This window comes from Bacillus sp. FSL W7-1034 (assembly GCF_038593365.1).
Classification (GTDB): domain Bacteria; phylum Bacillota; class Bacilli; order Bacillales; family Bacillaceae; genus Bacillus; species Bacillus altitudinis.
The window spans coordinates 2,166,043-2,189,021 of record NZ_CP151989.1 but is presented as its reverse complement, the minus strand read 5'-3'; the positions used below and the strand labels follow the sequence as shown (position 1 = coordinate 2,189,021).

The window sequence follows — 22,979 nt, the reverse complement described above, 5'->3', positions numbered from 1 at the left end:
CTTTTTGATTTTAATCACCTTCTGTCTAAAGAAATAGAGTATGATATAGAATGATACTTACATATATTTGAAGGGGGATTGTGAGAGTGAAAACAGGAGTACTAACAAAAACAGAGATCATGACATCACTTCAAGAGAGTTTGCGTAAGCTTGAGGAGTTATTATGGACATGTGATGAGGCTACATTAGATGAATCTTTTGGGGAAGGCAAGTGGTCGATTAAACAAATTGTTGGACATTTGTATGATACAGAAGAAGTCTGGTCAGAGCGGATAGAGCAGGCAATATCAAATGAGCACACGCTTTTCGCATCATATGATCCAGAGATATATGTGAAGGGAAGAGCTTATGAAACGTATACCGCACAAGAGGTCAGTGCATTGATCGAGCGCTTAAAAGAGAGCAGAAACAAAACACTACAACTATTAGAAAAGGATACATGGGATTTTTCAGGTCTCCATCCTGAAGAAGGGATGATGACAGTCCAAATATTAGCTGAAACCATTGCTTTACATGAAATTCATCACCTCGATCAAATCAAAGCCATCATGTCCATGAGAGCATCGAGTGATAGATGAAAAGCACCTGTCATCAAGGCAGGTGCTTTTCTATATTATTTATACGTACTCGCTGAAAACATGTCGTTTAATTCTGCTGCGCGTTTTGTCGCTGTTTTCACACAATCGACAATCGCTTCTTCAAATTGATAGGAAGCAAGGGTATTCAGTCCTGCTTCTGTCGTTCCACCTTCGCTCGTAATTTCTTTGCGCAATTCAGCAGGTTCCTTACCGCTATCCTGAAGCATATTTGCAGCGCCTGCAATCATTTGACAAATGAGCAATTTCGCTGTCTCTTGGTCCATCCCAAGTTCCGATGCACCTCGCTCCATTCCTTCAATCAAGTGATAAATAAAGGCAGGACCGCTGCCTGCAATGGCTGTGACCGCATTCAGCTGTGATTCATCTAAAACCGTCACATGACCGATCGTTTCAAACAGCTGAACTGCTTTTTCCTTTTGCGCCTCTGTGACTTCATCACTGACAGCAATGCCAGTAGCTGATTGTTGTATGGCTGCTGATGTATTTGGCATCGCACGAACCACCGCCGTTTTTGCGCCAGCATAATGCTGAATGGTTTCAATAGAAATGCCCGCTAAAATAGAAATAATCAGCTGTCCATTTAAATGGGGCCTTACTTCAGAAATGCCACTTTCCGCATCTTTTGGTTTTAAAGCAAACACCAGCATATCGGCTTCTTCATAAATAAAGGAACGCGCGAAATCTGTTTTGACTCCATAACGTGCATTTAATTCTTCTAATCGTTTTTCATTTGTTTTATTTGTGACAATGATATCTTCATTTGACATAATGCCGCTCTTTAAAAGACCTTTAATCATAGACTCGGCCATTGAGCCTGCACCAATAAATCCAATTTTACTCATAAGCTGCTCCTCCTTGTAGAAAATAAAAAAACCTCTCGTCTGCAAAGGACGAAAGGTTTTTCGCGGTACCACCCTCAATTAGCATGCAATCATGCATACTCAGCTCTAGTCCCTTAACGCGGGAAACGTTTAGGTTTGCCTAACAGCTCAAAGGGCAGGTTCAGCAAATAAGAGGATGGTGAAGTCTTACAGCCGGCGGACCTCACTCTCTTGCATCGTTATTTTGCTTACTAATCCTTGTCATCGCGCATCTTATATTTGTTGTTCATTATGCAACGATGGACAAGTTTGTGTCAATAGGGAGAGATAAAAAAATTGACCATCTAAACCGCATGACAGTCTGCCCTTTGCAAGATACAATGAATAAAGAAGAGTGAGTTCAGATGATCTATGAGTCAAAAATCAGGAGATGACGTATAAAAGTGAAAGAAGAAATGATTCAATTATCCATCCCCACACCGTTTGCGGTGGGGGATGTCCATGCATATGTATTAAAAGGCGATGCCGTGACCTTAGTCGATTGCGGACCGATGACACAAGAGGCGCAGCATGCCTTTGTCACGCAATTAAAGGAACATCATTTATCAATAGATGATATTGATCAAGTGGTTTTGACACATCATCATGCAGATCATGTCGGTCTTTTAGATCTGATGAAACCTCATGTCCGTGTCATCGGACACGAGTTAAATGAGCCCTATATTAGTCAGGATGAAGCGTTTAAACAGCGTCAAATCCATTTTATGAATGATTTTTTTCAGCAGTTAGGTGTGCCGCTTCGTCAAGGTGAGTGTGAAAGAATTGTGATGCAGTCCTATACATATTCATGTACGGCACATGTCGATGACGTCATAAAAGAAGGCGATCGTTTGAAGGGACATGAGCACTTCCAAGTGCTAGAGACCCCGGGACATGCACAATCTCATCTTTCTTTTTTAGATGAAACAACAGGGAATTTCATCGGCGGTGATCTGCTGCTTACGACCATTTCTTCCAATCCGTTAATGGAAGCGCCAATGAAAGGAACAGAACGTCAAAAATCGTTGCTTCAATATAAAGCATCACTCAAGCGTTTATTGCATTTGCCCATTCAGGCGATTTATCCAGGGCATGGCCAGCTCATTACCTCTCATCACGAATTGATCGAAGAAAGATTTAAAAAACAGGAAAAACGGGCCAATACGATGTATCAGCTGCTTCAACGAAAGGAAATGACCGCCTTTCATCTTTGTCGCACCCTATTTCCGGGCCTGTATGAAGAAGCATTATTTCTGACAATGTCTGAGACAGTCGGACAGCTTGATGTGCTTTTAGCGGCTGGACAAATTGAAGAAGTGCAAAAAGACGGAACCCTCTACTATCGAGCAAATGAAGGAGTGAAATAAATGGGGCGACTAACAGGAAAGAGAATATGGATTACAGGTGCTTCAGGCGGTATTGGTGAAAAGATGGCGTACTTGGCAGCAGCCGAAGGAGCAGAAATCATTGTGTCGGCAAGACGAATTGAAAAGCTCACAGGTGTACAAGAAAAGATTATAAGTGCTGGCGGCGTATGTCACATCGTTCAGCTTGATGTCAGTCAGCTTGAGGACATTGATCAAGCCTATCAACAAGTGGGTGCTGTTGATATTTTGGTGAACAATGCCGGCTTTGGTGTGTTCGATCTCGTCGAAGACGCATCCATTGAGGAAATGGTGTCGATGTTTGAGGTCAACGTCTTTGGTTTAATTGCCTGCACAAAAAAGGTCCTTCCTGAGATGAAACAAAGAGGGAAGGGACATATTATCAATATTGCGTCACAGGCAGGCAAAATTGCCACCCCTAAATCCGCCATCTATTCCGCATCAAAGCATGCGGTTCTCGGTTTTTCAAACAGCCTGAGAATGGAGCTGGCAGACAGCGGAATTCATGTCACAACCGTCAATCCAGGACCGATTGCGACAGACTTCTTTACCATTGCAGACCGCAGTGGTGAATATGTGAAAAATGTTGATTTTATGATGCTCAGTGCTGACAAGGTAGCAGGGAAGGTCGTTTCCGCCATGATGACGAAAAAAAGAGAGATTAATTTACCAGGATGGATGAATGCTGGCAGTAAATTGTATCAATTATTCCCGTTTTTATTTGAAAAAGCAGCACGTAAAGCGATGATGAAAAAATAACAAAAAAAAGAAACCGGTCACAGGCTGGTTTCTTTTTTTGTTTGATGGAGCTTAATATTGGTGACGCCAAAGACATTGTCATCAACATTTTCGAAGCTTAAACCGCCTAAGTCTGGGTCAGCTAATATTTGAATATCCGATACGGTCACTTCATGCTCGCTTAAATACTGGTGAAAGTTTTTTAAATCCTTCACAAATAGATCAATCATACTATGCCGAACTCCTGTAAAAGAGTTCATAAAGTAGATTCGTTTCTCGTGTTTTGTTTTGACGAGATAAAAAGAAGGTCCCTCGCCATGAGTAAAAGTGAGCATGGCGGCTTCTTCTGATTGATGTAGAACGATCATCTCTAAAATCTGTTCATACCAAGAGACAGCCCGGGGGATATCAGTCACAGGAATTTCAATAGTAGCATTTTGTTGAATGGTCAATGGCTTCACTCCTTTTTCTATATTCGTCTTGCCGCTTGCTGAAGTGGATCCCATACACTGTTAAAAGGAGGGGCATAGCTAATATCTAAATCTTCAAGGTCTGTCACAGTCAGCCCTTGATAAAGAGCAGTTGCCATGACATCAATTCGTTTATCAACACCTTCTTTACCGATGATTTGTGCGCCAAGCAAGGTGTGATCATCGCTTCTGTAAATCAGTTTCACTTTTATTTTCTCTGCATCTGGGTAATATCCAGCGTGGTCAGTGCTGTCGATGGTGACGGTGGAGAAAGGAAGGCCCGCGTCTTTTGCTTCTTTCTCTGATAAACCCGTTCGCCCTGCTGTCACGTCCATAAATTTCATCACCGCTGTGCCGGTTACGCCTTGAAACGCACGGTTTGTTCCTGTCATATGAAAACCTGCGATTCTTCCTTGTTTATTTGCTGTCGTGCCGAGCGGAATATAGTCCAGTTCCTTTTTGATACGGTGATAGGTTGCTGCGCAGTCACCCGCCGCATAGATATCTTGTACATTGGTCTGCATGTATTCATTCACAACAACTGCACCATTTTGAAGACGCTGAATTCCTGTGCTGTCTAAAAAGGATGTTTGCGGAGTGACGCCAACGGCAATGATGACCATATCTGTTTCAATGGTCTGTTTGTCTGTTTGAACAGCTGTTACATGTGTTTTGCCCTTTAACTTTTGCACTGTTTCACCAAGTACTACTTGAATGCTTTGATTGTCCGCTTCTTCTTTCAGATATTTTGCCATATCGGGATCAAAGCCTGGGCCAAGTGTTGCACCCCGCTGAATGATATGAACGTCTTTGCCTAGCCCTTTTAAATTTTCTGCCATTTCTAAGCCGATATATCCTCCGCCGATGATCGTGATATGTGTGACGTCTTTTTTTAGATTGTCTAAAATAGACAGCGCATGCGGGATTGTTTTTAATACGTGGACACCTTCTAATGAATGACTGTCTAGATCAAGTGTGACGGGGCTTGCTCCTGTCGCAATTAACAGACGGTCATACGTTTCTGTAAAGGGCTCTTTTGTTTTAGAATGAATACCCGATACTGTTTTTTGCTCCGGGTCAATTGAGGTCACTTCGTGTAAGCATCTGGCATCAATTCCGTATTTGTCACGAAAAGTTTCAGCGCTACGTGCGATGAGTTTTCTGTGATGATCAATGAGACCGCCGATCAAGTAGGGGAGTCCGCACTGTCCATATGAGAAAATCTCTCCTTTTTCAAAAGCTACAATTTGCGCGTCTGGATCCTCTCTATATATTTGCATAGCGCAGCTCATTCCTGCTGCATCTCCGCCAATCATCACATATTTCATTTGGTGTGCTCCCTTCTATCTATCAAACTGAATACTCTTATTTACCCTCATTTTCCTTTATTTAATGCTTTTTTTTTCGCAAAAGAAGCAAACTTTCGTTGAAAAATAAAGACAGCGCCTTCATTTTAAGCTACAATCGGATTATCGTCTTTTTGGTTATGAGTTTAGTTTAGATTGGTGGGAAAGACTTTGGGTGACGAACGACTAGATTTTAATACACTATATACACGCCATACGAGAGAGGCATGGGCCGCTCTTGGAGAATATATGCCGGTATCTGTTTCAGAAGAAGAAGTGAGAGCACTTCAAGGATTAAACGACTACTTATCGCTAGAAGAAGTGCGAGATATTTACATACCGCTTATTCGGTTTCTGACATTACATGTCTTTGCAGAAAAACAAAAAAATCAGCATGTCAATGCTTTTTTAAACTACCCGCATCATGCGAAAATCCCTTTTTTAATTGGGATTGCAGGAAGTGTGGCCGTCGGAAAAAGCACGACAGCACGTATTATTGAAACACTTTTATCAAGGCTTGGAGATGGGCTGAAGGTGAGTCTCGTAACAACGGACGGCTTTTTGTATCCTCAAAAAGAGTTAAAAGATCGGGGGCTGATGGAAAAGAAAGGCTTCCCGGAAAGCTATGATGTTAAAGCGCTACTTTCGTTTTTAAATGAATTAAAATCAGGGAAACAAACTGTGCATGCACCTGTATATTCACATCTGACCTATGACCGTCTTGAAGGGGTGTATGAAACAGTAGAAGATGCAGATATTGTGATCATTGAAGGGATCAATGTGTTGCAATCACCGGCACTGGATGATCTGAAGGATGAGCCGCGCGTGTTTGTATCAGATTACTTCGATTTTTCGATTTATGTAGATGCCGCTGAGACGCAAATTCAATGCTGGTATAAAGAACGGTTCCGTTTGCTGCGGGAAACAGCCTTCCAAGACCCTGAATCCTTCTTTCATCAATACAAAGATTTGACGGATGAAGAAGCAGATCAGATGGCAAGCACGATTTGGAATACAGTGAACCGGCCAAATTTATATGAAAATATTTTGCCGACAAAATATAGAGCCGATTTGATTTTAAAAAAAGGCGATCAGCATAAGGTGGAAGAGATCGCCATCCGCAGGGTATAAAGAAAACCGCTCAATTGAGAGCGGTTTTTTTAATGACCTCCACTTACTTTCACAGCCACGGCAGCCGCCGTTCGTTTTTTTAGGCGGTAGTATCCGATAAGTAAAAACGGAACGCCTGCAGCGGTGACAATCGCCAAGACTGAAAAAATAGAAAGGGGATGGGCTGCGCCAAATAAGTCAATACACAATCCTCCGACAAACGGTCCGACGACGCTGCCGAGCTGAGAAAACCCCATTGCGCCGAAGTATGATCCTTTCACTTCAGGTTTTGCAATATTGTCTACAAACAGATCCATCATCGCAAAGAGCAGCACTTCACCAATCGTAAACACGACAATGATGAAAGCAAGCGTACCGAGACTTTGTGAAAAAGCAATGGCAAACAAACTGCCTGCTAGAAGCACGTTCCCAGTCGTTAATGACAAAATCGTTGAATAGCGCTTAGCGATCATAATCAGCGGGTACTGAACGACAATGACAACCACTGCGTTTAAGGATAAAAGATACCCAAACAGTTTAGGGCCATCCTCAATCATAGGGGATGCCGATAAATATTGAGGCAGTGTTGAGCTTAGGTGTGAATAGCCAAATGAACATAAAGTAACGCCAATGAGGATGATGCTAAAGACCGTATCTTTCTGAATAATGGAAAGAGCTTTTTTGACGCCGATTTGTTTGGTGCTTTCTGGAGCAGCCACTGGATGCTTTTGAAATTGCCATGCCAGCGTTAACCCGTACAACAAGTAAATGAGGGCAGCGACGAGAAATGGAAAAGTCGTTTTTGATGACCCGAGATATAAGCCAAGCAGCGGGCCGAAAATGACACCAATGTTAATGGCCGTATACCGTAAGTTAAAGACAAACAACCGAATGCTCGATGGGGTGACATCGGATAAGAGTGCTTTAGACGTTGGTTCAAACAGCGCCCGGCACAGTCCATTTAAAGCATTCATAAAAAAGAAGACCCAAATGGCATCTGCAAATGCGAAGCCAACAAAGACAAGTGTCCAGCCAAAGATGGATAAAAGCATGACCTTTTTTCTGCCGATTCGGTCGGAAACATAGCCGCCGTAAAAACTCGCAACAATCCCAATAAGAGAGCTGACGGCAATGATCAATCCAGCTGAAGAGGCTGAGGCGCCTTTGACTTGTGTCAAATAAACGGCTAAAAAGGGAATGCTCATGGATGTCGCCATTCGGCCAAATATCGTGCCGATGATGATCGTCCAACTAAGTGGATGTAAAGTGCGTAAGTTATTTTTCATGCTGTGTCTCCCCTGAGTTTGTAAGATGTTCCAATCATACATGAAAAATTGTGCAAATTAAATACACAATTTGATGGAGGAGTCATCCGTCAAATGACAGAGAAGCTTGAACCGTTCCGTTCATTCGAAGAGCATATGCCTCGTTTTCAAGGTTTTAAGCCTTGATGGGTCATAATTTTTTCGGAAAAACGAAGCGTGTTTTTCAATGATCATGTTTTCGTTTTGCGAAAATCAATTGAGATCGATGGCAATAATTTGATGTAAGGAAAGGTTTAGAACATCTTCGTCATTCACGATTTTCATTTGGCGTGTTTCATAATGAATGGCTTTCACCCAGCCCCAAAACTGTGCTTTCATGCCTGATGAGACATATGTCACGCAAATCGCTTGATCCTCGGTAATCGACTGTGTGATCAAAACATTCATTTCCTCTAGTTGATCGGAGCTGAGCGGTAGAGGTGTATATTCTTTTTTCTTTCGTTTTTGAGCAAGTAGTTGCTCTCGGTGCTCTGGTAGCATCATTCGGCTTGATTCCCACATGATGTTGTATCCAGGTGTTAATTTATTGGGATTCATGCTTGTTCGCCTCCGTTATTTGTAATGCCCGCCAATTTTTTCGGCGCGGTGATATGCCTGCCCAGCGCTTGTCAGTGACGAAGCATGTAATAATGCCGCAGGTCCATATTTCAGATGGATTTCATCAAATACTTTGCTGAGTTGATCTTTCTTCAAATGATGATCAAATAAAGTCAGCTGATAGTGGCTGTCAGGCTGCAGCTGTGAGAGGGTAATGCCTACACTGCGAATGGGCTGGCCATCCCAGTGCTGCTGGCATAGCTGAATCGCTGCCTCTGCAATATCTGAGCCATACTGTGTCGGTGAATGAAGCTTCATTTGTCGATGAAAGCCTGTTGGATGTGAAAAATCAGCCCCTCTTACACCAACAGACACCGTTTGACCGAGATAATGCTTAAAACGTGCCCGCCTAGCGACTTCCTCACTCAATTCAAGAAGAGCGACTTTGATCTCCTCAAAAGATGCGTAATCACGGGGAAGGGTCATATGATGCCCAACGGCTTTTTGCTGATCATGTGTGTGAATAGTGACTGGGGAGGGATCGTGTCCTAAAGCTGTTCGCTGCAGAAGCTCCCCATTGATTCCCCAGCGTTTTTTTAATCGGTCTAACGGATAAGTAGCAAGTGTGCCAATAGTACTGATGCCCATTCGTTTCAAATGATGCTCCATTCGTTTGCCGACGCCAAATAATTTTCCAATTGGAAGCGGCCATAAATCAGCAGCAACCCGGTCGGCACTCAGTTCATAGATGCCGGATGTGTTTTTTTTGGCAAAATGGTCACAGGCCATTTTAGCGAGCACTTTATTAGGGCCGATGCCCACACGTGCGTAAATGCCAGTCTGGTTCATAATCGTTGTTTGTATATGTTGAGCGATCTCATGTGGAGAGCCGAATAGTGTAAGACTGCCTGTAATATCAAGAAACTGTTCATCAATGGAATATGGCTCGACAAGGTCTGTGTATTGTTCAAGCAGTTCTGTAATCATGACAGAGACATCGAGATAGCGCTGCATACGTGGACGTACAACCACTGCTTCAGGACATTTCTCCTGTGCTTCCCATAACCTTGATGCATTTTGTACGCCACGTTTCTTCGCGAGAGGGCAGGCTGCCAGGACGACTCCGCTTCTTCGTTCTGGATCTCCAGAGACAATGAGCGGTACATTCTCCAAATGTGGCGCCTCCACCTTCTCGACTGATGCATAAAATGACTGCATATCCACAAGCAGAATGGCTCGTTCATTCATTGTACTTCACCTCTTAGAACGTATGTTCTGTATCTATTGTAAACAATATGAGGTGAAATTCATACTGGTAAATCATTCAAAAGCTGTCCATACAAAAAAGACGAAGTGGTGAACACTTCGTCTCGTCTGCTGCAACGATTGTTAGGCATGTGCCATGTTGTGGAATGTTTGGAGCGGTTCAGAACGCAGACGATAAGCCATCAGCTTTTTCTTTGGCTTATGTGTAAACTGCCGAACCACATCCACATGGTCATCATAATGGAACAGATAAAGGGTGACATCATGTTTCCCATGCTTTGTTTGCATAGTAAGCGGCGCTGGCCCTTCATTCGGATGAAGAAAGCGTTCTTCATCACCAGGGTAAATATAATAGCGTTCAATAAAGATCGCATCATTAAAATGTTGAATGATTTCAGATGCTCGCTGCTCATCAAGCGAACGACCTTGAAAAGTAATATTTGTTTGCTCACTTGTTAATTTAGCATGTACGGCGTAGCGGCTAAAAAGGCGCTCAACAACACCAGAAGGCAAAGAGGTGACAAGCAGCTTTAAAAGACTAAACACAACAAGCGAAATAACAACCCAAACCAATCTCATCATCTCCAATAAACATTTGTACCATTTCCTATATGAACCATCTTAACATAACAAATGAATGAAACTTTCGCACAAAAAGTGAACTTTTTGAAATAAGTGTGAAGATTTAAAAGGAGATGACGGCTGAAAGACGAAGAACCAACAAATGAACATGAAAAAAGACGTGCATACTGTCTTTACAACCATTTGATCAGACAGTAGACTATTGAAACAATCGCATTTTTGAGAAAAAACGAATCAAAGGAAAGCCAAAATGGAAAAAGGGGCGAGGCCATCATGATACGTCAAGTGAAACCGTCAGATTTTTACGCAGTCACATCCGTCATTCAAAGCTGGTGGGGAGGCAGAGATTTGCGTGCAAAATTGCCAAAGCTCTTTTTTGAACATTTCCAGCAAACAAGTTTTGTTGTCGTTGAAAAGGGAGAGCTGATCGGCTTTTTGGTTGGTTTTTTATCGCAATCTCATTCGGATGAAGCCTATATTCACTTTGTTGGCGTCCACCCAGATCACCGTAAATTAAAGATAGGTAAAATCCTCTATCAAGCTTTTTATGAAGCGGCTGAAAAGGAAGGAAGAACAACAATTAAAGCTGTCACAGCTCCTATCAATAAAGTCTCCATTGCTTACCATACAAAACTCGGGTTTCAGATAGAAAAGGGAGATAAAACAGTAGATGGCATCTCAGTCTTTTCAGATTACGATGGCATTCATGAAGACCGTGTGTTATTTGTGAAGAAGCTGGAGGCAATGAAATGATTGTTCATTTAGATCACACAATAATTGATGTAGCAAAGCAGATTTTACATATTCAACTAGCTGCATACCAACAAGAAGCTGAACAAATTGGCTATGCTGATCTTCCGCCATTAAAAGAGACCATTCAAGATGTCATGAAAGCAAAAGAGCAATTTATTGGTTTTCAGCAACATGATCTCTTATTAGGTGTAGTCTCTTATGAAGAGCTGAAAGATTGTCTGATCATAAGTCGATTGGCTGTGCATCCAAAAGCGCTAAAGCAGGGTATTGGAACAAGACTTATGTCCACAATCATAGAGAAGAATGTGCCGATAGAACTGACCACAGGGCAGGAAAACACCCCTGCAAAAAGGCTATATGAAAAATTAGGGTTTTTTGAAACAAATGTCATTCATGTGGCAAAAGAGCTCACCCTATCAAAAATGAAATGGACACCGCGACGCAGGGTTGAGGTTGTCGAATTCAAAAAAGAATGGCATGAAGAATTCCGTCAAGAAAAGCAGCGACTCAAGCAAATCATTCAAAAGAGCTGGATAGAAGGCTACCATATAGGCAGCACGTCAGTTACAGGACTTGTTGCCAAACCAATTATAGATATATTAATAGAAGTAAGCGATATAGAAGAGATCGATAGAAAAAAAGAGAGATTTGAACACCTTGGATACGAAGCGCTCGGTGAAAATGGTATAAAAGGGAGACGCTTTTTTCAAAAGGGTGGCTTGAATCGTACGCATCATGTCCATGTGTATGAAAGAAATCATCCTGATGTGAAAAGACATTTATTGTTTCGAGATTACTTAAGAGTCCACCCAGAACGAGCTGAAGCGTATGCGTCTGTCAAGGAACAATTAGCAAAGCAGTATCCGGAAGATATACAAAGCTATATGGCAGGAAAGAATGAAATCATAAAAAAAATAGAAAATGAGGCATATCGCTGGGATAAAGAAGGAAGAGAGGAAGCTCTTAAATAAGCTGCCTCTTCTCCTCGGTTAATTAGGAAGCTGAACATTGCCTTTTACAATATAGGCCTGTGAAGCAGCAGTAGATGGAAGAGCGGGTAATTGATCCTTTACTATGACCCCGCGAATATCTGTGATTCGAACAGGAAGAGATGTAGACCCCATATGAAAGCCAAGGAAATGGTTGTAGTCGGTCTTTTCCATGTTCACCCATTGTCCATCTTTGTAATATTCCATTTTTATAACCGGATATTTATGATTGCGCACTTGAATCGCAGCCCACCACTCACTGCTACCTTCTTTTATTCTGTAAGCTACATTTCCGCTAATCGGTGCTTTTATAATTTTCCAACTAATTAGGATTTTCCCATCTTCCATATTGCCAATTTTGGCAAAGGCATTAGGAGAAAGATCAAGAGCTCCTTTTGCTCCTTCTGGATATTTATCGGTTACATACACAACGGTTTTTCCTTTTGGCCCCGTTACTTCAAGGTAAGCCCCTGCAAGTGCCGCATTTACCCCTTTATAGTTATAGTCATGGGGATTTAAAGCTGTAATTTTCATGTCAGAGGGAATAGGATCTAATAAAGCGGCGCCCCCTGAGTAACCAGATCCCGTATAAGTCGCATAGCTTTCTCGTACTTCATCAAGGATAGATGCCGCTTTCATGTTGGGCATAGTGAAACTCAACATCAATATCAACGCCCCGATAAAGCAGAGAGATAATCTTTTTTTCACGATCTAAAACCTCCTGTTTCTTCTTTTAAAATTGATAGCGTCATCAGTATAATTCTAAAAAACAGGATGCAGAAAGAGCCAATAGATAGATATAATCCTAGTGAGAAGAGCGTGTATTTCAAAGAGTATGACTTTCGGATTTAGTCGTGTGTCATGTTTTATGGTGTTTTATGTGTTACAATGTAAGCATCAATTTAAAAAGGATGTTCGCCATGTATATTCACATCACAGAACTGGCTAAAACGTATATAGAAAAACAGCAAACAGGAAACGGAACGAAGGAATTACTGCTTCGCTACGATTCAGAAGGTTGTGGCTGTGCAGTGAGTGGCGTACCGATGCTTTGGTTAACAAGTGAAAGAACAGGTGAATGGGAACCACTTAAAAATAGCCAACATTTAAAACTATATATACACACAGCACAAAAGGTGTTTTTTGACGAGGAAATGACGATTGATTTTAATGAAAAAGCCAATACACTTATGTTGAAAAGTCCTCAACAAATACTCAGCCCGAGAATGGGTATACTTGTAAAGTAAGGTGGAAACGTAGTGGATCAAAAGCTGAAAGTGATACAAAATACGGCACAAAATAAAACGTGGGTGTCGTTTTTAAATAATAATCATCCATATAGCCTTTTGCACTGGTCAATCGGTGGAATGGATTCAGTAAAAAAGGACGTCTGGCTTCTCCAAGATGAAGTCACATTTGAAACGGAAGAATTTCCAACGCTTGAATTAGCAGTCAGTTGGATAAAAGAGAATATGGAACACGTAACAGATGTGTTATAAGCCCTTTGCTGAAGAGGGCTTTTTTTGTGCCATCATCATCTCATCAAACAGGAGAACTGTCTAATTTGAAAAATGAGATTTTTCAACGATAAAAAGTCATTTTTAACAAACATTTAGACAAAATGAGAAAAATAGAAAGAGAAAAATAGAGACTGTAAATGCCGAAAAATCGGCAATGAAAGCGGTTATTGCGGGATACCGAAAACTTTACGAAAAACGACATTTCATATTTCTTCCATTCGAGGAAATATGATAGAATACAACATGTATCGTACATGAGGAGGGAGGTGCTAAGGTGAATTGAAGCTCAAGCTGTCATCGCCTCAGGTTGGAATCAAAATAAACGAATGGTATAGGCAGATTTGCGGATTTCATGTCATGAAAGCAGAGAAGCTAAAGGCCGAGATCGAGCAGGAAATCCTTGAGATGGAGCAAGATCAGAACTTGCTGCTTTTTTACCAGCTGATGGATTTTCGACATAAGGTCATGCTTGAATATTTTGAACCGGCAAAAAAAGCCTCGAATGATGAGGAGATTAAGAAGCTTCTAGAAACAATTGAACATTCGCAGAACAAATTAACAGATATGCTTGAATATTATGTTCATTTTTTTACAGGGATGTTTGAATTTGAACAGAGAAACTATTTGAGCGCCATTGCTTATTACCGTTCCGCAGAAAAAAAGCTCAATCTCATATCAGATGATATAGAAAGAGCAGAATTTTATTTTAAATTAGCAGAAATATACTACCACATGAAACAAACCCACTTTTCGATGCACTATGCTTTGCAAGCGTTAGATACGTACTCTGCCTACAGAACGTACACGCTGAGAATCATCCACTGTGAATTTGTCATCGGTGCAAACTATGATGATTTGAAATGCTATGAACATGCATTGCCCTACTTTAAAAATGCTCTAAAGCGAGCACGCTCAATTGGAAACCCTCGAGTCATAGGTTCGGCCCTTTTCAACTTAGGTAACTGCTATTACCAAATGAACGATCTTGCTACAGCAAGTCGCTATCTCAAAGACTCTCTTGAAGTGTTTGAAAAGGAGAATTTAACCCATCTGAATCGCTCTCTAGACCCACTATTTATGCTGACCCAAATCCTGTTTAAACAAAAACAAATAGAAGAGTCGTTAACTCTCTATCAACAAGGTATTATGAAAGCCTGTGAATTAGAAGATGAAATTTACATCTGCAAGTTTCAGTTTTTAAAAGCATTATACGTTGATGCAGAAATAAAAATCATAGACGATACATTAGATTTGTTGGAGGACAAGCGTTTATACCCAGATATTGAGGAACTGGCACTTGATGCGGCTCATTATTATAATGAGCTTGGATTATTTGAAGTTTCTACCCGGTATTACGAAAGGAAAATTCAAGCCATATCAAAAATTCAAAATGGAGGTCATTTATATGAAAATGAGTTTGATAGTTCTTTTATTGGCAGCAACTGCAGGGTTATCGGTCATGAGTCAGCAGCAATCGGAAGAGAGCCATATGGAGCTGGCGGGCAGACACCATACAACAGTGGTGACTATCGTATAAGTTAGCAAAAAGAGGAGACGAACGGCTGTTCATTCTCCTCTTTCATTTTGATTGAATTGAAATGCTTCCAGAAATGCTTCGACCTCTTGTTCATAGACTTCCTTATTGTCACTATAAGACATCGCATGCGCACCATGTTGCGCAATAAATAGCCGTTTATCACCTTTTTTGCGTGCGTATAACTGCTCGCTTTGCTCACAAGGGATATAGTCATCATGGAGGCTATGAATAAAAAGGATAGGTTCTTTCACCTGATCGATGACATCAAGTGGAGAAACTTGCCGAATGCTGTATCCGTCCCGCCATTTCAACACTTGATCACTTAGTGGAAGAATCCACTGTCCTGAAAGACGAAAATCTGTTTTTAATCGATACAGAAGCTGATCCTCAAAGGAAGCAAAAGGACAATCAGCGATGTAAAAATTGGCGTTTGCATCCGGTTTTGCAGCATATAATAAAGTTGTGACTGCGCCCATCGATTCTCCGTGTATCCCAATGATTGCTTTTTCCCCAAGCCTTTTTCTCAGCCACTTGACGACTTGAGCCAAATCTTCTTTTTCATAATATCCATAGCTCGTTGTTTTTCCGCCGCTCATCCCATGTCTTCTATGATCATAAAGCAGTACATTCCATCCAAGCTTTTGGAATAATTTCATATACTTCACGGAATTGATCAAACTGACTGTAACCCCGTGACAAAGAACGATGGTACGTGTTGTATGAGGGATCGGTACAAAATAGCCATGAAGATCATAACCAAATGCTGAAGGAATACAAACTTTCTCTTTTTGCAGCTGTTGAAACTCCTCGTGATGATAGTGCCCTTCATCTGATTCTCGTTTGATGAGCTCTTCATCCGTTAATTTTCGTATATACATCATTTTATTGGTAAAAAAAATGCCGATTGCAGCGAGTGGAAATAATACCAAGGCGAGTATAGCGAGCCATTTCTTCTTCAAGCTGATTCTTCCTTTCCGAAGGGTTTCTATGAAGATCATACCACATGTTGGGAGTTTGGCGTGACTCTTGCTGAGCAAATAAAACGGATGATACACTAAAGCAAAAGGAGAGAGGCAAAGTGAAAAAGACCAATCAAGATCAAGCAAAGCTAAAGGACGGCATAAAGGATGATGTGAAACAGCAGCTCCTTCAAATGAAGCAGAATCTGGCCGCCGAGACAGAAAAAAGAGAAGAACAAAAACGACAAGACCTCCTTCGGCAACAGAAAGAAAAAGAAAAAAATAAAAGCTTCTCAGAGCTGCTAGATGAAAGTCATTTAGACTGGAGAAAGTATAAAAGTTAAAAAAGGGAGCTATGGTGCTCCCTTTTTTATGTTATATCATTGAGATGAATACATACTACATGAGCTGAGAGAAAACACGTCTGACTCCCTCGTATCACTTCATTTCAGAATCGCACCAATAGGGTTGTACATTAAAACAAAACATAAGTGGCAAGCTGTTCTTCCATTTGTCTTCTATTGATTCAAACGATGCGTCTCATACACAGACTGTTTTGTGAAATATGACAAAGCTTTAACTTCTTGGTCGCTTAATGAACGTGCATTTGCCGCTGCCACATTTTCTTTTAACTGTTTCACCGAGCTTGCGCCAAAAACAACAGAGCTGACTGCAGAATGCTTGAGCAAGTATTGAATGGACAGCTCTGTCAGTGATAGGTCATAAGCGACTTTCTTTAACGAAGGAATGATTTGCTGGAGCTCTTCAAATGAATATTCAAGATACCCGTTCTTTTGAATCGCCGCACTTGCTTGCGAAAGGGGTTTTTCAGTTAATAATCCTTTTGCTAAAGGACCTCTTGCCACGACACTAATGCTTTGTTCTTCAAGAAGAGAGAACCATTCTTCTGGGCGACGATCGAGTAAACTATATTGCATCATCACGCTCACGATATTTGATTTTTTGGCGTATTCTTTAATGACATTCGGACGGATCGACGATATGCCGTAATAGCGAATGACACCTTCTTCAACCAATTCTTCAAATGCCTCGATGGTTTCGTCAATTGGATCGTCAATTGTGCCGCCATGCAATTGATATAAATCAATATAATCTGTTTGAAGTCGTTTCAGGCTTTGTTTCACTGCCTCTTTTATATATGCTTTTGAAGGATCCCAGTCCCAGCCAGGTTTGCCTTTTTCAAAGCGGTTGCCGCCTTTAGTGGCCAAAATCAAATCTTGGCGTCTGTTCTTAATGGCTTCCCCGACGATTTCCTCATTTGTTCCAAAATCATATAAATCAGCTGTATCCAAATAGTTAATCCCAAGATCAATGGCTTCATCTAATAAAGAGAGCGCTTTTTCTTTTTCAGTCCCAAGGGACATACATCCTAGTGCCGCCTCACTAACCAAGAGATCAGAGGTGCCAATTCGTCTTTTTTTCAATTCAATCACACTCCTATCCTTTCACATTAAGTGAAACAATTCTGGAATTCAAGCTAGGTGATTTCAAAAGGCGCATTGAAGCAGGCATCCGCATTTTGGCTTCTCTTAAAACATCTATGTTAAAATGAATGAAGTAAAAAGTGAAAGTAGAACGAGGAGCTGACAAAATTGAAGGACTTTGAAGAAAAAACATTATCGTCAAAAACATTATATAACGGAAAAATCATTGACTTGGTTCTTGAAGATGTAGAATTGCCGAACGGAAAACCAGGCAAACGCGAAATCATTAAACATCCAGGTGCAGTAGCCGTCATTGCACGTACAGACGAAAATAAAATCATTTTGGTCAAGCAATACCGTAAAGCACTGGAGAGAGCCATCGTTGAGATTCCGGCTGGAAAACTAGAAAAAGGGGAAGAGCCGGCACATACAGCACTGAGAGAATTGGAAGAAGAGACAGGCTATACTACTCAGGCGCTCCAAAAACTGACCGCCTTTTATACATCACCAGGGTTTGCGGATGAAATTGTTCATATCTACCTTGCCGATCAGCTGGTCCCGCTTGAAGAGAAACGAGAGCTGGATGAGGATGAATTTGTCGAAGTGATGGAAGTTTCATTAGAAGAAGCGCTGCACCTCATCGAAAAACAGCATATTTATGATGCAAAAACAGCCTATGCCATTCAATACTTACAATTGCAAGAGGTACTTAAGTCTACAAAATGAGGGAATTCTTTGCAGATATCCATATTCATATTGGTCGAACAAGAACAGGCAGGGCTGTCAAAATTACAGGTGCAAGGTCACTGACCATTGACCAAATTCTCATTGAAGCGTCTCAAAGTAAAGGGATGGGGATGATTGGTGTCATTGATGCACAATCTCCCGAAGTACTAGAAGAACTGATAGAAGGTGTAGAGGAAGGCACGTACACTGAACTAACCGATGGCGGTTTATCATTTGGAAAGACCGTTTTGCTTTTAGGCAGTGAGCTAGAAATCAATGATGACCAATCAAAAGGTCCGATTCATGTGCTTGCCTTTATGCCCACGCTTCGTAAAATGTCTGAGTTTTCCGCATGGCTTTCTCTTCATATGAAAAATGTGCATTTGAGTTCACAGCGGTTATATGTGGATGGGAGAACGCTTCAGCATAAGGTGAAGGAACTAGGGGGATTATTTATTCCTGCCCATATTTTTACGCCGCATAAAAGTTTATATGGCAAAGGGGTCAATACGTCTTTAACCGAAGTATTCGATCCAGAACTCATTGATGCTGTTGAGCTTGGCCTTAGCTGTGATACGTCTATGGCCTCCCAGCTAAGTGAGCTAAACCGCTATCCTTTTTTAACAAATTCAGATGCCCATTCTTTAGGGAAAATTGCGCGGGAATATACTAAGATCCGAATGGATCATGCCTCCTTTGCTGAATTCGAGCTAGCGCTTCAAGGAAAAGATGGCAGAAACATCACTGGAAATTATGGGCTCGCTCCGCGGCTCGGAAAGTATTATCATACGACCTGTGAGAAATGCGGGGTAAGACCTGACAGTCAGGAGCAAGAAAAGTGCCAAGCATGCGGCCATACCCGAATGACAAAAGGGGTGAGTGAGCGGTTAAAGGAGCTTGCTGACCAAGAAAGTGACAAAGGAATAAGGCCTCCTTATGTTCACCAGCTTCCCCTTCAATTTATTCCGGGTGTTGGAGCCAAAACGTTAGAAAAGTTAAAAGCTGTCTTTCATACAGAGATGAATATTCTTCATCAAGCAACAGAACAAGAATTAAAAGCGGTCCTGCCTGAGAAAACAGCCGATTACATCATCAAAGCAAGAAGAGGTGAAGTTGGACTGATCGCTGGAGGAGGCGGGGTCTACGGTAAGGTGGATATCAATCATGAATCAACTTAAATGGACATGTCACACATTTGAACAACTGTCTAAAGAAGACCTTTACCTGATTTTAATGGAAAGAGTGAATGTGTTTGTTGTAGAACAAACATGTCCTTATCCTGAAATTGATCATCGTGATCAAGAGGCGCTGCATGTAATCGCCAAAGAGAACGGCACGATTGTGGCTTATTGCCGCATTTTCCAAAGCGGGATCATGTACAAAGAGGCATCCATTGGCCGTGTCCTTGTGACGAAGACCGGCCGAAAAAAAGGTTACGGGAAGATCCTGCTCGATCAGGCGATAAAAAAGCTCAGTGAATTAGGCGAAACAAAGATTAAAATCCAAGCACAGGCTTATTTGAAATCGTTCTACGAATCGTTTGGCTTCGAAGCTGTCTCAGATTGTTATGATGAGGATGGAATTCCGCATCTTGATATGATGAGAATAGAAAGATAGGCGTGTATACGTCTATCTTTTTTAGGTTCTTTCATGTATCATAACGACAACGAAAGGGGTTTTGCGAAATGGGAAAAAGCAAAGCAAAGAAAAAGAGAGAACACCTTCAAAGGCAGCACAGTCGAACTCCAGAACAATCGAGAGGAAATATACCGCATTTTAGTACACACGAAAGAAAGACAAAAACAAAACAAGAAGCCTTGCAACATATGATGAAAAAACATAAAGATAGGAATGCTTATGATCGCTATGAACAGGATCATAAGCATTTTTATTTTGCTTTTTTGTGACAAGTAGATCAAATAATTGGAAAAATTTTAAAAAATAGGACAAACGGTCGTTTCTTTTTGTCTAAAAATGTAGTTAAATGACAAAAAGAAATGAAAGGGAGAGTGGGTATCGTGAAGGTCAAATCATTTGGAGCAGGGCTTTGTATGGCAAGTATGCTGCTGGCATCGATGACATTCGGCGCATCAGATGTATCTGCAAAGGATCAAGCAAAAAAAGAGTATATGATCGGTTTTTCTTCTTCCGTTCAAGACAAAACACAAAAACAGCTTGTTGAAAAAGCTGGCGGTCATGTGAAAGAATCAATAGATAAAATAGATATGATGAAAGTTTCGTTGAACGAAGCATCAAAAGAAAAACTACATCAAGCAAAAGAAGTTACTTTTATTGAGGAAGACCAAAAAGCAAAAACAAGCGGTCAAAGCGTCCCTTATGGTATCAAAAGCATTAAAGCACAAAAGGTACATAAACGAGGATATGCCGGACAGAATGTCAAAGTAGCTGTTCTTGACAGTGGAATCGACGGCAAGCATGAAGATTTACATGTAACTGGTGGTGTCAGCTTTGTTCCAACAGAGTCCGATCCGCTCGTTGACCCGCATGAACACGGAACCCACGTTGCAGGCACGATCGCAGCATTAGATAATAAGGTAGGCGTCGTTGGTGTGGCACCAAAAGCTTCGATCTATGCGGTGAAAGTGGCAGATGAAAATGGTGACGGCTACTATAGCTGGATCATTAAAGGCATTGAATGGGCGATTGAGAATGAGATGGATGTCATCAATATTAGTATGGGGGGAGCAAGTGAATCGGAGGCGCTGAAAGAAGCGGTCGATCGAGCATATGACAACGGGATTCTCATTGTCGCATCTGCAGGAAATGCTGGGAGCTACGGGTCACTTAATACGATAGATTACCCGGCCAAATACAGCTCTGTCATGGCAGTCGCATCAGTGGATCAACGAAAGCAAAGAGCCTTTGATTCCTCTGTTGGGGAGGAAGTGGAAGTATCAGCACCAGGCGTTTCAACATTAAGTACCATTCCTCATAACGAATATGGATATAAGAGTGGAACGTCTATGGCATCACCTCATGTAGCTGGTGCTGCGGCAGTCATTCTATCAAAACATCCGAATCTCACAAATGATGAATTGCGTGAAAGGCTGACAAAAACGGCAACAAAACTTGGCGAACCTTTTTATTATGGGGCTGGGCTTGTGAACGTACAAAAAGCTGCACGATAAAGGAAACGAGAAAGCAGTGTGCAGCTGCTTTCTCGTTTTTTCTTTTCATAAAACTGTCATGTTTCGTCTGCTCTCTCATAGAATCTAGTAACCTTTACTATTTGGGAGGAAGGCGCATGCGGAAAAAGTCTTGGAAAGAACATCTTCTTCAGCACGTGAAAGATCATTTATCGATTTATTTGTTTGTTTCTGTACTATTTTTAATGGGCGTCATTTTTGGAGCCATTATCGTCAATAGTATGACAATGAGTCAGAAAGAGGATTTATTCTACTATTTAAATCAATTTTTTGGTCAACTGACGAATGAGAAAGCAGCAGAATCAAAAGAAATGTTTTTGCAAAGCTTTTTGCATCATATGAAATATTTGGGCCTCATGTGGATACTCGGAATTTCCATCATTGGCCTGCCGCTTATTTTTCTGATGATCTTTTTAAAAGGGATTGTAGTTGGGTTTACTGTCGGTTTTTTGGTCAATCAAATGGGGCTTAGCGGTTTTTTTCTATCTTTTGTCTCGGTGCTTCCTCAAAATATCTTGCTCATTCCTGCGTATTTAGTGATCGGAACTTGTGCGATTGCGTTCTCCATTCGTTTAATTGGTCAGCTTTTTATGAAAAAAACCATCAGTCAAGCGCCAATCCATTGGTTTGGCCGGTATGCTTCTGTTCTACTGATGATTTTAACCCTCGCTGCTCTTTCGTCCTTTTTTGAATCATACTTATCATTTATGCTGATGAAAAAGCTGGCAGGTGTTCTGTTTTGATGATTTTGTAATCGTTATTAAATAATAATCAATTTATTTATCAATTTAAAATGATTATAGTTGGCTCTCTGCACATCATTTGATATAATGATCAAGTAATGTGGCGTAGGAGGGAAAGTCAATGGAAAATCGGATTGATCGAATTAAGAAACAGCTTCATTCTTCCAGCTATAAGCTCACGCCACAGCGTGAAGCAACAGTAAGAGTACTGCTTGAGAATGAAGAAGACCATTTAAGTGCAGAAGATGTATACCTCCTCGTAAAAGAGAAGTCTCCTGAAATTGGTCTTGCTACTGTTTATCGGACGTTAGAATTGCTTACTGAACTGAAAGTTGTTGATAAAATTAACTTTGGAGACGGCGTTTCGCGATATGATCTTCGCAAAGAAGGAGCCGCTCACTTCCATCACCATCTTGTCTGTATGGAATGCGGAACAGTCGATGAGATAGAAGATGATTTATTAGAAGATGTTGAAGAAATTATTGAACGCGACTGGAAATTTAAAATTAAGGATCATAGATTGACATTCCATGGTATTTGCCACCGGTGTCATGATGATGAATCCGGCAAATAATCCGAATTGGAACCTTTTCATTTAAAATGAAAAGGTTTTTTGCATGTTCGCTGTATATTCCTTGTCCCACCTGGCATATGCTGAAGTAATGAGAACACGAGAAAGGACATGAAGAACATGCGAAAATGGCTCAAAACAACAGGTGAAGTAATGAAAGTATTTATCTTGTTCACTGGTTTTACCGTCCTGTTCTATTATGCTATGATATGGATAAATTCAGAATATGAAAGCTATCATCGTTACGATAAACCAGAAGGTGCAGCGATAAAAGTGATGGAAATGGATCAGCCGAAACAAGACAGGTGGCAGGATCGATTGATTTATTTTTATCAAAACGGGGAGTAGAAA

At 41.1% G+C, this 22,979-nt stretch carries 28 protein-coding genes and 1 other annotated feature; of the genes, 18 read left to right on the top strand and 10 right to left on the bottom strand.

Annotation, left to right across the window (positions count from 1 at the left end; genetic code table 11):
* Positions 1-86: 86 nt before the first annotated feature.
* Positions 87-578, top strand: a complete 492-nt coding sequence (locus tag NST73_RS11215) for a DinB family protein (RefSeq protein ID WP_159145792.1) — start codon at positions 87-89, stop codon at positions 576-578.
* A gap of 35 nt (positions 579-613) precedes the next feature.
* Here the strand turns inward: NST73_RS11215 and proC are convergent, their stop codons facing one another.
* Positions 614-1,441, bottom strand: coding sequence for a pyrroline-5-carboxylate reductase (gene proC / locus NST73_RS11210; RefSeq protein WP_024718913.1), 828 nt, complete (start codon positions 1,439-1,441; stop codon positions 614-616).
* 41 nt (positions 1,442-1,482) lie between these two features.
* Positions 1,483-1,694: a binding site (T-box leader), on the bottom strand.
* 169 nt (positions 1,695-1,863) lie between these two features.
* On the opposite strand from proC, the gene NST73_RS11205 reads away from it, so the two are divergent.
* Together NST73_RS11205 and NST73_RS11200 are read left to right on the top strand one after the other, a co-directional pair.
* The gene (locus tag NST73_RS11205; protein ID WP_335364632.1) at positions 1,864-2,826 is read left to right on the top strand and encodes an MBL fold metallo-hydrolase; all 963 of its coding nucleotides are present in this window, start codon (positions 1,864-1,866) and stop codon (positions 2,824-2,826) included.
* Positions 2,827-3,603, top strand: a complete 777-nt coding sequence (locus tag NST73_RS11200; protein ID WP_058336677.1) for an SDR family oxidoreductase — start codon at positions 2,827-2,829, stop codon at positions 3,601-3,603. It begins immediately after the preceding gene.
* 17 nt (positions 3,604-3,620) lie between these two features.
* Here NST73_RS11200 and NST73_RS11195 read toward each other — a convergent pair whose 3' ends face one another.
* A complete protein-coding gene (locus NST73_RS11195) occupies positions 3,621-4,043 on the bottom strand; it encodes a VOC family protein (RefSeq protein WP_235701743.1) in 423 nt (140 codons plus the stop codon).
* An 8-nt stretch (positions 4,044-4,051) separates the two neighbouring features.
* Positions 4,052-5,380, bottom strand: a complete 1,329-nt coding sequence (locus NST73_RS11190) for a CoA-disulfide reductase (RefSeq protein ID WP_342499097.1) — start codon at positions 5,378-5,380, stop codon at positions 4,052-4,054.
* Between the two features lie 189 nt (positions 5,381-5,569).
* Here NST73_RS11190 and coaA point away from each other — a divergent pair, with 189 nt between their 5' ends.
* Positions 5,570-6,529, top strand: coding sequence for a type I pantothenate kinase (coaA, locus tag NST73_RS11185; protein ID WP_008342294.1), 960 nt, complete (start codon positions 5,570-5,572; stop codon positions 6,527-6,529).
* Between the two features lie 29 nt (positions 6,530-6,558).
* Here coaA and NST73_RS11180 read toward each other — a convergent pair whose 3' ends face one another.
* The 4 genes from NST73_RS11180 to NST73_RS11165 form a co-directional block, all read right to left on the bottom strand.
* Entirely contained in the window at positions 6,559-7,794 is a 1,236-nt protein-coding gene (locus tag NST73_RS11180; protein WP_008343828.1) for an MFS transporter, read from the bottom strand.
* Between the two features lie 231 nt (positions 7,795-8,025).
* Complete coding sequence (locus NST73_RS11175; protein WP_017367544.1) at positions 8,026-8,370, bottom strand: YolD-like family protein; 345 nt, start codon at positions 8,368-8,370, stop codon at positions 8,026-8,028.
* 15 nt (positions 8,371-8,385) lie between these two features.
* Complete coding sequence (locus NST73_RS11170; RefSeq protein WP_024718949.1) at positions 8,386-9,618, bottom strand: DNA polymerase IV; 1,233 nt, start codon at positions 9,616-9,618, stop codon at positions 8,386-8,388.
* Between the two features lie 141 nt (positions 9,619-9,759).
* On the bottom strand, positions 9,760-10,209 hold the full coding sequence (locus tag NST73_RS11165) for a YfmQ family protein (RefSeq protein ID WP_342473333.1): 450 nt from the start codon (positions 10,207-10,209) through the stop codon (positions 9,760-9,762).
* 282 nt (positions 10,210-10,491) lie between these two features.
* Between NST73_RS11165 and NST73_RS11160 the strand changes: the two genes are divergently transcribed.
* Positions 10,492-10,971 (top strand): GNAT family N-acetyltransferase, encoded by a 480-nt coding sequence (locus NST73_RS11160; protein ID WP_007501073.1) that lies wholly within the window; start codon positions 10,492-10,494, stop codon positions 10,969-10,971.
* A complete protein-coding gene (locus NST73_RS11155; protein ID WP_342499096.1) occupies positions 10,968-11,942 on the top strand; it encodes a GNAT family N-acetyltransferase in 975 nt (324 codons plus the stop codon). The genes NST73_RS11160 and NST73_RS11155 overlap by 4 nt, the downstream gene beginning before the upstream one ends.
* Positions 11,943-11,960: 18 nt before the next feature.
* Here NST73_RS11155 and NST73_RS11150 read toward each other — a convergent pair whose 3' ends face one another.
* The gene (locus tag NST73_RS11150) at positions 11,961-12,668 is read right to left on the bottom strand and encodes an expansin EXLX1 family cellulose-binding protein (protein WP_342499095.1); all 708 of its coding nucleotides are present in this window, start codon (positions 12,666-12,668) and stop codon (positions 11,961-11,963) included.
* Positions 12,669-12,880: 212 nt separating this feature from the next.
* Between NST73_RS11150 and NST73_RS11145 the strand changes: the two genes are divergently transcribed.
* The 3 genes from NST73_RS11145 (at position 12,881) to NST73_RS11135 (ending at position 15,022) form a co-directional block, all read left to right on the top strand.
* On the top strand, positions 12,881-13,207 hold the full coding sequence (locus NST73_RS11145) for an iron-sulfur cluster biosynthesis family protein (protein ID WP_039165847.1): 327 nt from the start codon (positions 12,881-12,883) through the stop codon (positions 13,205-13,207).
* A 12-nt stretch (positions 13,208-13,219) separates the two neighbouring features.
* Positions 13,220-13,459: a YqkC family protein gene (locus tag NST73_RS11140; RefSeq protein ID WP_008343836.1), complete on the top strand. Its 240-nt coding sequence runs from the start codon at positions 13,220-13,222 to the stop codon at positions 13,457-13,459.
* 300 nt (positions 13,460-13,759) lie between these two features.
* Entirely contained in the window at positions 13,760-15,022 is a 1,263-nt protein-coding gene (locus NST73_RS11135; protein WP_025207573.1) for a tetratricopeptide repeat protein, read from the top strand.
* Between the two features lie 24 nt (positions 15,023-15,046).
* On the opposite strand, the gene NST73_RS11130 is transcribed toward NST73_RS11135, so the two are convergent.
* On the bottom strand, positions 15,047-15,976 hold the full coding sequence (locus NST73_RS11130; protein ID WP_268431868.1) for an alpha/beta fold hydrolase: 930 nt from the start codon (positions 15,974-15,976) through the stop codon (positions 15,047-15,049).
* 119 nt (positions 15,977-16,095) lie between these two features.
* Here NST73_RS11130 and NST73_RS11125 point away from each other — a divergent pair, with 119 nt between their 5' ends.
* Positions 16,096-16,320 (top strand): YqkE family protein, encoded by a 225-nt coding sequence (locus NST73_RS11125; RefSeq protein WP_008343840.1) that lies wholly within the window; start codon positions 16,096-16,098, stop codon positions 16,318-16,320.
* Between the two features lie 174 nt (positions 16,321-16,494).
* On the opposite strand, the gene NST73_RS11120 is transcribed toward NST73_RS11125, so the two are convergent.
* Positions 16,495-17,421 carry an aldo/keto reductase gene (locus NST73_RS11120; protein WP_008343842.1) on the bottom strand — a complete coding sequence of 309 codons (927 nt, stop codon included), beginning with the start codon at positions 17,419-17,421 and terminating at the stop codon, positions 16,495-16,497.
* Between the two features lie 168 nt (positions 17,422-17,589).
* On the opposite strand from NST73_RS11120, the gene NST73_RS11115 reads away from it, so the two are divergent.
* The 8 genes from NST73_RS11115 to NST73_RS11080 all read left to right on the top strand — a co-directional run bounded on the left by NST73_RS11115 (position 17,590) and on the right by NST73_RS11080 (position 22,976).
* Positions 17,590-18,147, top strand: coding sequence for an NUDIX hydrolase (locus tag NST73_RS11115; protein WP_024718940.1), 558 nt, complete (start codon positions 17,590-17,592; stop codon positions 18,145-18,147).
* The gene (locus tag NST73_RS11110; RefSeq protein ID WP_135009210.1) at positions 18,144-19,325 is read left to right on the top strand and encodes a TIGR00375 family protein; all 1,182 of its coding nucleotides are present in this window, start codon (positions 18,144-18,146) and stop codon (positions 19,323-19,325) included. Before NST73_RS11115 ends, NST73_RS11110 begins: the two co-directional genes overlap by 4 nt.
* Positions 19,312-19,764, top strand: coding sequence for a GNAT family N-acetyltransferase (locus NST73_RS11105; RefSeq protein WP_041091980.1), 453 nt, complete (start codon positions 19,312-19,314; stop codon positions 19,762-19,764). Before NST73_RS11110 ends, NST73_RS11105 begins: the two co-directional genes overlap by 14 nt.
* A gap of 68 nt (positions 19,765-19,832) precedes the next feature.
* On the top strand, positions 19,833-20,054 hold the full coding sequence (locus NST73_RS11100) for a hypothetical protein (RefSeq protein ID WP_217967018.1): 222 nt from the start codon (positions 19,833-19,835) through the stop codon (positions 20,052-20,054).
* A gap of 111 nt (positions 20,055-20,165) precedes the next feature.
* A complete protein-coding gene (locus NST73_RS11095; RefSeq protein WP_024718936.1) occupies positions 20,166-21,296 on the top strand; it encodes a S8 family peptidase in 1,131 nt (376 codons plus the stop codon).
* Positions 21,297-21,412: 116 nt separating this feature from the next.
* A complete protein-coding gene (gene spoIIM / locus NST73_RS11090; protein ID WP_017367532.1) occupies positions 21,413-22,057 on the top strand; it encodes a stage II sporulation protein M in 645 nt (214 codons plus the stop codon).
* A gap of 121 nt (positions 22,058-22,178) precedes the next feature.
* A complete protein-coding gene (gene fur, locus NST73_RS11085) occupies positions 22,179-22,631 on the top strand; it encodes a ferric iron uptake transcriptional regulator (RefSeq protein ID WP_003215577.1) in 453 nt (150 codons plus the stop codon).
* A gap of 117 nt (positions 22,632-22,748) precedes the next feature.
* Positions 22,749-22,976 (top strand): YqzK family protein, encoded by a 228-nt coding sequence (locus NST73_RS11080; protein WP_024718934.1) that lies wholly within the window; start codon positions 22,749-22,751, stop codon positions 22,974-22,976.
* The last annotated feature ends 3 nt before the right edge of the window (positions 22,977-22,979 follow it).

Coding starts and splice junctions, on each gene's coding strand:
- NST73_RS11155 (WP_342499096.1), top strand. CDS start 10,968: ATGATTGTTCATTTAGATCACACAATAATTGATGTAGCAAAGCAGATT.
- NST73_RS11105 (WP_041091980.1), top strand. CDS start 19,312: ATGAATCAACTTAAATGGACATGTCACACATTTGAACAACTGTCTAAA.
- NST73_RS11100 (WP_217967018.1), top strand. CDS start 19,833: ATGGGAAAAAGCAAAGCAAAGAAAAAGAGAGAACACCTTCAAAGGCAG.
- NST73_RS11110 (WP_135009210.1), top strand. CDS start 18,144: ATGAGGGAATTCTTTGCAGATATCCATATTCATATTGGTCGAACAAGA.
- NST73_RS11190 (WP_342499097.1), bottom strand. CDS start 5,380: ATGAAATATGTGATGATTGGCGGAGATGCAGCAGGAATGAGCTGCGCT.
- spoIIM (WP_017367532.1), top strand. CDS start 21,413: ATGCGGAAAAAGTCTTGGAAAGAACATCTTCTTCAGCACGTGAAAGAT.
- NST73_RS11200 (WP_058336677.1), top strand. CDS start 2,827: ATGGGGCGACTAACAGGAAAGAGAATATGGATTACAGGTGCTTCAGGC.
- NST73_RS11145 (WP_039165847.1), top strand. CDS start 12,881: ATGTATATTCACATCACAGAACTGGCTAAAACGTATATAGAAAAACAG.
- NST73_RS11175 (WP_017367544.1), bottom strand. CDS start 8,370: ATGAATCCCAATAAATTAACACCTGGATACAACATCATGTGGGAATCA.
- proC (WP_024718913.1), bottom strand. CDS start 1,441: ATGAGTAAAATTGGATTTATTGGTGCAGGCTCAATGGCCGAGTCTATG.
- NST73_RS11170 (WP_024718949.1), bottom strand. CDS start 9,618: ATGAATGAACGAGCCATTCTGCTTGTGGATATGCAGTCATTTTATGCA.
- NST73_RS11080 (WP_024718934.1), top strand. CDS start 22,749: ATGCGAAAATGGCTCAAAACAACAGGTGAAGTAATGAAAGTATTTATC.
- NST73_RS11180 (WP_008343828.1), bottom strand. CDS start 7,794: ATGAAAAATAACTTACGCACTTTACATCCACTTAGTTGGACGATCATC.
- NST73_RS11160 (WP_007501073.1), top strand. CDS start 10,492: ATGATACGTCAAGTGAAACCGTCAGATTTTTACGCAGTCACATCCGTC.
- fur (WP_003215577.1), top strand. CDS start 22,179: ATGGAAAATCGGATTGATCGAATTAAGAAACAGCTTCATTCTTCCAGC.